Source organism: Gilliamella sp. Nev6-6 (genome assembly GCF_001690605.1).
In the GTDB taxonomy this organism is placed as follows: Bacteria; Pseudomonadota; Gammaproteobacteria; order Enterobacterales; family Orbaceae; genus Gilliamella; species Gilliamella apicola_C.
Genome location: NZ_LZHP01000062.1, coordinates 21986 through 28572 on the forward strand (window position 1 = coordinate 21986; position 6587 = coordinate 28572).

8 protein-coding genes are annotated in these 6587 nt (G+C 32.0%); 7 read left to right on the forward strand and 1 reads right to left on the reverse strand.

What is annotated here, in order from left to right:
* Nucleotides 1-9: 9 nt before the first annotated feature.
* Complete coding sequence (locus A9G42_RS07395) at nt 10-2316, reverse strand: zinc/cadmium/mercury/lead-transporting ATPase (protein WP_065653088.1); 2307 nt, start codon at nt 2314-2316, stop codon at nt 10-12.
* A 328-nt stretch (nt 2317-2644) separates the two neighbouring features.
* Here A9G42_RS07395 and A9G42_RS07400 point away from each other — a divergent pair, with 328 nt between their 5' ends.
* The 7 genes from A9G42_RS07400 to A9G42_RS07430 all read left to right on the forward strand — a co-directional run bounded on the left by A9G42_RS07400 (nt 2645) and on the right by A9G42_RS07430 (nt 6269).
* Nucleotides 2645-2995 carry a hypothetical protein gene (locus A9G42_RS07400; RefSeq protein ID WP_065568109.1) on the forward strand — a complete coding sequence of 117 codons (351 nt, stop codon included), beginning with the start codon at nt 2645-2647 and terminating at the stop codon, nt 2993-2995.
* A 199-nt stretch (nt 2996-3194) separates the two neighbouring features.
* On the forward strand, nt 3195-3692 hold the full coding sequence (locus A9G42_RS07405) for a CPCC family cysteine-rich protein (RefSeq protein ID WP_065580349.1): 498 nt from the start codon (nt 3195-3197) through the stop codon (nt 3690-3692).
* An 85-nt stretch (nt 3693-3777) separates the two neighbouring features.
* Nucleotides 3778-4215 carry a hypothetical protein gene (locus tag A9G42_RS07410; RefSeq protein ID WP_065653089.1) on the forward strand — a complete coding sequence of 146 codons (438 nt, stop codon included), beginning with the start codon at nt 3778-3780 and terminating at the stop codon, nt 4213-4215.
* Between the two features lie 123 nt (nt 4216-4338).
* The gene (gene comJ, locus A9G42_RS07415; protein WP_218837787.1) at nt 4339-4731 is read left to right on the forward strand and encodes a competence protein ComJ; all 393 of its coding nucleotides are present in this window, start codon (nt 4339-4341) and stop codon (nt 4729-4731) included.
* Between the two features lie 285 nt (nt 4732-5016).
* The gene (locus A9G42_RS07420; protein ID WP_143426126.1) at nt 5017-5292 is read left to right on the forward strand and encodes a hypothetical protein; all 276 of its coding nucleotides are present in this window, start codon (nt 5017-5019) and stop codon (nt 5290-5292) included.
* 273 nt (nt 5293-5565) lie between these two features.
* Nucleotides 5566-5952 carry a hypothetical protein gene (locus A9G42_RS07425; protein ID WP_065653091.1) on the forward strand — a complete coding sequence of 129 codons (387 nt, stop codon included), beginning with the start codon at nt 5566-5568 and terminating at the stop codon, nt 5950-5952.
* 35 nt (nt 5953-5987) lie between these two features.
* Nucleotides 5988-6269, forward strand: coding sequence for a hypothetical protein (locus A9G42_RS07430; protein WP_065588104.1), 282 nt, complete (start codon nt 5988-5990; stop codon nt 6267-6269).
* The last annotated feature ends 318 nt before the right edge of the window (nt 6270-6587 follow it).

The following is a 6587-nucleotide window of genomic DNA, read 5'->3' on the forward strand; positions in this document are numbered from 1 at the left end:
ATAGAGTTGTTAACTTTTATTTTTAAATCTTAAAACTCGAAGAGCATTTGCCGTCACAATCGCAGTTGTGCCTGAGTCGGCTAACACAGCGAGCCATAGTCCAGTAAAACCAAATAAGCTAGTAATTAAAAATACTAACTTAACCCCTAATGCAATCGTAATATTTTGTTTAATATTACGACGGGCAAAGCGTGTTAAATGAATTAATTTAGGTAAACTAGACAAGCTATTTTTAGTTAATGCGGCATCGGCAGTTTCTAATGCAACATCTGTACCTCCTCCCATAGCAATGCTAACCGTTGCGGCTTTCATTGCTGGTGAATCGTTAATACCATCGCCCACCATAGCAATTGGCATGGTATTACGAATTCTTTCAATTTCAACCAATTTATCGGTTGGTAATAGCTCGGCGCGATAGTCCATTTTTAATTGAGAGGCAATGGCTTTAGCTGCTCGTGCATTATCTCCTGTTAACATTAAAGATTTGAGTCCAAGCCGATCAAGTTCATTCATTGTCGTAATTGCATCTGAACGCAATACATCTTGCAATGCAATAATGCCTATCAATTGTTGACTTGTCACTGCAACTACCACTGTTTTACCTGCATTTTCAAGCTCCTCAATGATTTGGGCGTGTTCATTATTTAAAGGTAGTGAAACGGTTGCTACTTTGTTTGGTGAAACAATATAAAAAGTCTTGTGATCAACTTCGCCTTGAATACCAACTCCCGCAATAGCTTTACGATTATTAGCCTCATTAATGCTTAGTTGATTTTGTAATGCATAATCAACAATCGCCTTAGCTATGGGATGATGTGACCCACTTTCAATCGCAGCAACTAATGTTAATAACTGTTCTTTTGTTATACCTTGATTAATTACATCGGTTACTTGTGGTTGACCTTTGGTTAAGGTGCCTGTTTTATCAAACGCAATCAATTTAACAGAACCAATATGCTCTAAAGCTGCACCACCTTTAATTAGCACTCCTTGTTTTGCGGCATTAGATAAAGCCGATGTTATTACCGCTGGTGTTGATATAACTAGTGCACAAGGGCATCCAATTAATAATAATGTCAAGCCACGATAAAACCAAGTATACCAATCATAATTAAGTAATAATGGTGGCACAATAATTACTAATAGTGCAAACAAAGCAATTGCTGGCGTGTAATAGCGGCTAAATTTATCAATAAAACGTTCAATAGGCGCTTTGCGCTCTTCGGCATCTTCAATGAGTTGTAAAATGCGATCAACCGCATTTTGTCCAACTTCTGAAACTACTTTAAGTTGAATCGTATTATCAACCACTAGCGATCCCGCCAAAATCTTATCACCAGAAAGATAATTAATCGGGATAGATTCCCCTGTTAATGCGCTTTCATCTATATTGGCTTGTTCGCTTATTAAAATGACATCGGCGGGTAAACGTCCACCCGATGAAATTTCAATAATATCATTGGGTTTTAAACTATGGCTAGCAACAGTTTTTCGTTCGCCATCAATAATTATCACAGTTTCTTCTGGCATTAATTTAGCAAGTGATGATATCCCCGTTTTGGCTTTATTTGTTGCTATGCTTTCCAGCATTTCACCAATCATAAATAAAAAAATGACCATGGTGGCTTCTTCTGCTGCACCAATAAATAATGCACCAATAGCCGACACACTCATCAACGACTCAATAGCAAATGGTGTACCATTACGTGTTAAAATCCATGCTTCTTTCAAAATAGGAATTAACCCTATTATTGCCGTTGCCATAAATGCATATTCGCCAACGGTTTGATTACATAATAACAGGATATAACTCATCACAATTAAAGTTCCTAATACAACTAAAGGGATTAGTGCCTTTTTGTCAAAATGATGATGATCGTGATGATGCGAATGGTTATTGGAAGGCTCGAAAATAGGTTTATAACCCAACTCGATAACTTTATTTTCAATTAATTGAATAATTTCCTGATTTTTTTTGGGAACAAAAACCATTAATTTTTCGGTAGAAAATATCATCTTTGTTTGGCTAACATTGGGTAAGGTTTTTAAACCATTTTCAATTTTTTGAGCGCAACTGGCACAATCCATACCGGCTATTTTCCATGTTAATTTAACATGTTGGCTTTGCCTATCAGGATCTTCTGGAGGATCGTCAAAGCGACTTTGGGATTTGGTAGTATGTGTATCTCCTCCGCAACAAGGCGTGGATTCTTGATGACAATTTATATCATGAGGTATCTGTATATGATTGTGCGCTATATTTTGACAATTACCATGACAACTATGATGGTGTATGTATTTGTTATTATATAACATAACATTACCTACGTGAGTGGATGATTTTGATTGTACGCTAAAAAATAAAAAAGGAAATTATTTTTATTTTCATTATGTGCTAAATAAGGAGGATCAATTAAAAATGAGTTGAGCAAGTATGTTGTAGTTGCATTAGTTGTTTAGTTTTTTTAGTCATTATAAATGGCTAGTTTACCAAACATTTAGCTAAATCTATAATCGTTATTTTTGTGATGTAATTACCCTATGTCTTATTGATGATAGGATATTAATTTTGTTTTATTATGTAGATTCCAACCCTAATCGTTTTTCAACTTACTATAAACAACGTGAGGACTTTCTATAAATTATGAAATTTATTTATAGCAATGATAAGGCAAGGGCTCTTCATTGGGCGCTTTGTGAGAAAAAGCGAGCTCCTTTTATAGAGTTAAGTAAGATTAATAATCAATACACTAATATTTTTTATGATATAACAAATTATCATATTTCTTTAGAAGAAATCTCTAATGATATAAAAAAATTATATTTAGCATACCTTGAGTTTTTTATGCTTTCCGACCCTATGATTGATGAGTTGTATGATCAATATTATTTTTTTAATTTAATAGTAAAAAGTGAACATGCTAATTTTTTTGCGGAAAAATTATATGACTATCTTTTGTTTAAATTAGATAATTTCAACCACAATAAAACTTAATACTATCAATGATGAAGGAAAATCACATTGAAGCTTTACAACATATTTAATGATATCAAAAGATTGGTTTTAAATAGATGAACCTAAATCAAAGTAACTTTAATTGTGACATATTAAATAACATTTAATTTTGCATAAAATCATGAAATAGATAGGTTAATTTATACGTGAGAAATGGAATAATGATAGGGCATTTGCAATGAAAACACTTAGCCGTAAACTTGCTTTAACACAATTAGCTATTAATATGATTATACAATATCCAACAAAAGAGATTGAGAATATTCTCTTTGCTGATTACCTTGATGAGCATGGTCAATCTTTAACATATACAAGTATTTTTGATGGTGCCGTTCAAACATTTTTATTGGACTATTTTATTGATATTAAGCTGAAAGGATATTCTAATCACTATTTAAAAAAATACATTAGTGATTTATATAATGAACCTATCACTATTATTGGAGATGAAGATATTTTGCATATATGCCCATGTTGTAGCTATTTAACCTTAGAACATCAAGGGCAATACGATGTTTGCCCATTATGTTCTTGGGAGGATGATGGCACTTTGTATCATGAGTTAGATAAATACAGTGTAGTTAATCATTCAACTTTAAAGCAATATAAAGGAAAATTTGAAAAACAAAAAGTTAACTTCATTAATATTCCATATAAATCAGGTAATGATAATTAATAACAATTGTATAAAACGAGTATTTCAGGGTACATACAACAAAATGCTTTTTGATATCTATTTATAAGTATTAAAGGATGATTAGATGACTAAAATATTGGCGTTATGGGATAGGCAAACACTACCGATAAAAGATGGCATTTATTTTGCCACTGGTGATTCAATTTCTTTTACAACCCAATTTTATCCCCAATTATTTATAAAAAAGGGGAAGCCATTTAATTTGAATCTTTTTTTGAGCGAAGATCCTGATAATATAACTAGTATTGATATCATCAAAAAAATAACCCTAAATGATGGCAATAACTGCTATTTGGGAGAGGGGAGTTATGGCTCTGAAGGTTTTATCGCCTACTTAACACCAGAAAATGCTTTAAAATGGGTGATTTATTTTGAAACATCAAATCCATTTATTAATGCAATTGAACTACCTAACAATTTCCTTATAGTACAATCCAGCGCTAATTTTAAAATAATTATCGAATTAAATAACCCAATTAACCTTGTTTTATCTAAGAATTAGCAATAACAAGCCTAACATAGAACGTTATTCTACAATAAGCCAAATATTGATAATATATATTACTTATAATAAATATTATTTTGGGTTTGATGATTTTATCAAATGTAAACGCGAGTATTATTTATGAGGCAAAATAACCAACAAATTGTGGATTTGTTAATATCAAATAGTCAAATTTTAGTCAGATCCAAACCGTATTGTGAAGCGTTGTCGCAGTGGGGGCAGAAAAACATTGAGCAAGGTGCAGTGATTCATCGTGATTATGCCATTTTTGATCCGTTACCTGATGATACTTTCGGCGCAAATGTTTTTTTAACATTAGCAGATAGTTTTACAATAGATACTCAAACCTTACGATGTATTGCTATTCCTTTTTACACCCATCATGAATATAACGTTGAAGTTGCCTCTGCTACAGAAAAGTTTACCATTGACTTACCATTAAGTGCGCCATTGTATTCGCTGTATTATGAAATTTGTGAGGTGATGAAGTTTTTTATAAATTTACTTTTGTAGCTACCTCAACCCCAATCGTCGCACACTATATGATTGATGATGAATGGGGAGGAAAAAAACAAAAAATAATTCAATCAGGAGTACTATAATTCCACCTTTGCTATGATTAGCTCTAATTTATAGCCTGTTGTCAAAGCGAATAAAGAACAATAAAAGATAAATAGCCAAAACACCATAAGCTATGTTGTCGAAGACGAAGGCATCGCAGTAGATATTATTTTGCCCCGCTTTGGTCAGCAACCTATCCCAGTTATTTATTTGGAATCATTTGAGTATAACAAGCAAATGAAAGATGCTATTGATTTCATTACATCCCATCAAATTGAATTATACAGCATCATCAATAATGAAATGACTACATATATCTCTCAAGTTTATAATCAAGATGGTAATAAAGCGCTATCACAAATTTCATTAATAAAAATTTACATATTGCTAGATGAAAAAGATGAGTACGGCTTGATGTTTGCGTGGTCAGGGGATAGTGAACATGGTATAGGTATTAAAATGAAAAACATGTCAATAGTAAAAATAGGTGCTGCAGAAATCGCATTTTTATAAAGAAAGTTTGCTATTAGGAATAGAATGTGATCAAAAAGCAATCCCTTCTTTGTAAAAGATCATGTGAAAAATTTGCAATGCTTTCAAATATTATTAAAATAATATCATTTAGCTAATTACTTGAATTAATATACTTTAATGCTCCGAATTGGAATTAAGTTAGCATAATGAAGTCGTAGTCAAAAAATATTGCGCTGAATCTTGGCTAATTAACTTAATTATAAGTAACGTAATTATCAGCAACATAACCGTTAAAATCTAAAATTAAGCAAGATGTATGAACTAAAAAAACTATGTCATGATTTACATTTACCAAGTGGTGATAAATTCACTCAAGATTGGGCGTATGAATTGCCAGAGCAATACCGAACCGAAGAATGGTTAGATAGATATATTCGTGCTTATACTCATTCAACTTATTCAAAAACACAAAAACGTATATTAATGACTTTGATACTGGATGTCACGAATGATTTAGTTTCATCAGGTATTAGTGTATCCACCTTAACGATTAATCAAGCCCTAAAACTTTTATTGCAGGATTATCATTATCATATGGAACTAATTGAGTATTGGTCATTATCTGACGAACCATTAGCGGACTGTTTTGCGCTAACTCCTGAAATAAGAAAGCTAAAAATGCAATTAACTAAAAAATAATATCCATTATCATCAATTTGCCTGCGAGGTTGATTATGCAACGAACGACTAATCTATCTGATGATGAATTAAAACTGATACAAATGCGATGTGAGAAAGCAACGGCAGGTCCTTGGATCTCTTATCTTGAAGGTCGCGATCATAACAGTGGCAGTAATTTTATTATGACAGGTGATAAAAATAACCGCGGTGAAGATATTGAACTTATTGGTGCAACTATTGCCGATCAAGAATTTATTGCTCATGCTCGACAAGATATACCAAAATTAATTAATGAAATTAGAAGATTAAAGAAGTTAATTGCAAGTTCTACATAATATTACCTAAACACATAAATGAAAGAACAACGCTTGATGAATTTACCATAGTGGGGGTTACTACTTATTACCTATATTCTTTTTCAACGCATTTATAGATTAATATAAATTGATAGAGGATCTTGGCAGATTAAAATGTTTTTAGCGAATAGATTACCGATGGAAATATTTGTAAACCTACAGTAATGCAACAAAATCAATGAACACTATTTTCATGGTAAGATGCAGTACTCAATATGGCTATTTAAGCTTATTTTACTACTATTTTGTGTGCTTTATTGAAATGAATAAAACCGCTATAACGGCTTAATATATTAT

Bases quoted from the DNA above. Each gene is read 5' to 3' on its own strand.
- comJ (WP_218837787.1), top strand. From the start codon at position 4,339: ATGAGGCAAAATAACCAACAAATTGTGGATTTGTTAATATCAAATAGT.
- A9G42_RS07400 (WP_065568109.1), top strand. From the start codon at position 2,645: ATGAAATTTATTTATAGCAATGATAAGGCAAGGGCTCTTCATTGGGCG.
- A9G42_RS07395 (WP_065653088.1), bottom strand. From the start codon at position 2,316: ATGTTATATAATAACAAATACATACACCATCATAGTTGTCATGGTAAT.
- A9G42_RS07410 (WP_065653089.1), top strand. From the start codon at position 3,778: ATGACTAAAATATTGGCGTTATGGGATAGGCAAACACTACCGATAAAA.
- A9G42_RS07425 (WP_065653091.1), top strand. From the start codon at position 5,566: ATGTATGAACTAAAAAAACTATGTCATGATTTACATTTACCAAGTGGT.
- A9G42_RS07405 (WP_065580349.1), top strand. From the start codon at position 3,195: ATGAAAACACTTAGCCGTAAACTTGCTTTAACACAATTAGCTATTAAT.
- A9G42_RS07430 (WP_065588104.1), top strand. From the start codon at position 5,988: ATGCAACGAACGACTAATCTATCTGATGATGAATTAAAACTGATACAA.
- A9G42_RS07420 (WP_143426126.1), top strand. From the start codon at position 5,017: ATGAAAGATGCTATTGATTTCATTACATCCCATCAAATTGAATTATAC.